Origin of the sequence: Roseburia sp. AF02-12 (assembly GCF_003461765.1) — a bacterium.
GTDB classification, from domain to species: Bacteria; Bacillota; Clostridia; order Lachnospirales; family Lachnospiraceae; genus Roseburia_C; species Roseburia_C amylophila.
Genome location: NZ_QTXS01000004.1, coordinates 1 through 2,092, shown reverse-complemented (window position 1 = coordinate 2,092; position 2,092 = coordinate 1). Strand labels below are relative to the sequence as shown.

At 38.7% G+C, this 2,092-nt stretch carries 2 protein-coding genes and 1 pseudogene; all 3 read left to right on the top strand.

The genetic code is table 11. The features are described from left to right. A pseudogene (locus DV740_RS14090) lies at positions 1–705 on the top strand (hypothetical protein); the annotation flags it as partial. 25 nt (positions 706–730) lie between these two features. Next, on the top strand, positions 731–1,255 hold the full coding sequence (locus DV740_RS14085) for a hypothetical protein (protein ID WP_118088395.1): 525 nt from the start codon (positions 731–733) through the stop codon (positions 1,253–1,255). Between the two features lie 196 nt (positions 1,256–1,451). Further along, positions 1,452–1,997: a hypothetical protein gene (locus tag DV740_RS14080; RefSeq protein ID WP_117699276.1), complete on the top strand. Its 546-nt coding sequence runs from the start codon at positions 1,452–1,454 to the stop codon at positions 1,995–1,997. Positions 1,998–2,092 lie beyond the last annotated feature (95 nt).

Genomic DNA, 2,092 nt, shown 5'->3' with positions numbered 1-2,092 from the left:
GATGTGGAAATGGAGTATGTGAAAATTTTTGCCAACCTGAAAGATTTTGAGAAAGCACAGCAGAAGGCGGAACTGAAACATGATTTTTCCGAGGATTTTGTAAAGGATCTGGAAAGCAAAGGTATCTCACGTGATGAGCTGGAGGGAATGCAGATAAAGATTGAAAGCAATGGGAATGTAACAGTGAGCGGTATCGAAGATAAGGAAGTCCGGGAGCAGGTTCAGAAACTGGTAGAGGAAAAGTACAGTGACCGGATGTATCAGTATTACACAGGAATTGCTGACAGTGTGGGAAATCTGTCGTCCAATACCTACCAGTATGCCACGGATGTGCAGGAAGTCAGGCGTTACTTAAAAGGGGTTACGGGAGAAGATATTTCTCTGGAGAACTTTTATCTGACACCGGACGGAAAAATTGGCGGGTTGCCGGAAAAAGCCGCTAATCTGATCAACAAAACAAAAGACAATGCCAAGATAGAGCGGATAAAGGATGCATTGATAAATATTATAGGACATAACAGGACAAGCGGTGATCTGGGGATTCCCGATTTTACTTCGGAGTTTCAATTCAGCAATGGCGCTTTCTCTGTGGCAGACAGCGGTTTTACGGTGGATATGGCGGCATTGGACAGAAGGCTGACGCCCCAACCCCATGATAACATGTATTCGGATATGTATGAGTACAGTTTCAGGAAAGTATTATGATACAACATCAGAAGGAGGTAATTAAATGCGTATTGGTTCGGGAGTGCAAAGTGCATCGGAAGTATTTGGAAAGCAGCAAAATAATAGCAAAACATATGTTGCCGAAAATGAGGCATTTTCTCAGACATCAGTGAAGGTGTATTTAAAGACGGATGATATGTTGTTTTCAGGTGGAAATGGAACAGGTCTTTCGTTTTATATTAAATACGCAGAAGAGTCAACAGAGGATAATCCTGTAGTGATAGCCAAAGGAGTTGACGAAAATGGAAAAGAATTTGAAGAAAAGATTAACATTAATGATATTAATTTGAGAAATGCTTCTTATGTTGAAATGAGTGCTTTGGAGGCATATTATAACGTCGACAAGGGGAATAGTCTCAGTTCTTTTCCGCAAGAAACTGGGTGTATGGGATTAAATGACAGATGCGACCTTATATCCAGCTTTGAAAAGGTTATACAGGATATGAATAAATTAGGAAGGTATGATTTGCAGATGTTTTATATGCGAAATATGAATACTTATCTAAATGCAAGCAGTAAGCATAAATAGGGCTTAGTTATTTGAATATAGTAGAAAAAGTAAGCTTGGACTCCATAGGAGAGAGCAGGTGCGGTTCCGACTGACAGAAGAACCGTGGAAAGTTAATATGGGATTAGGTGTTGAAAACACTTTTATCCAAAAAAGTTGAGGCAGAAACTGGACTGGCATATAGAGAAAATTTTGAGCTGATTGGAGGAACAGAAATATGTATATTGGTTCTGGTCTGAATACCGTATCTTCATTGTACGGTCAACAAAAAAGTAATTATATGAAAGCACCTGCATCTGCGGAAAAGACATTTTATACGGCAGAAACACCAAAGGTATATCAGATATTCACAACAGATAATATGTTGTGGACGGGAGGTAATGGAACAGGTCTTTCTTATTGTCTTAAATATGCGGATGATTTGACGGATGAAAATCCTGTGGTGTTAGCGAAAGGTGTGGATGAAAACGGGAAAGAGTTTGAGCAAAGAATTTATATCAATGACGTTAATCCATCAAATGCTACAGTAGTCGAAATGCGTGCATTGGAGGCACATTACAAAGTGGAAAAGCAGGGAGGTTTCACGTCTCTGCCGCTTGAAGCTGGTAATATGGGACTTAACGACAGAAGAGATTTTATCGCAATGTTCAAAAAAAGCATAGAAGATTTAAACAAATTGGGAAAGTTTGACTTATCGTTGCTTTGGACGAAAAGTATGGATACATATCTTAATTTGCCAAATGCAAATAGTAAGTATAAATAAGGCTTAGTTATTTGGACATAGAAGGAAAAGAGAATTTAGAATAAACGAAGGAGATTGAGACAATGCAGTCAATATCAAGTTATATTAATCCTAAT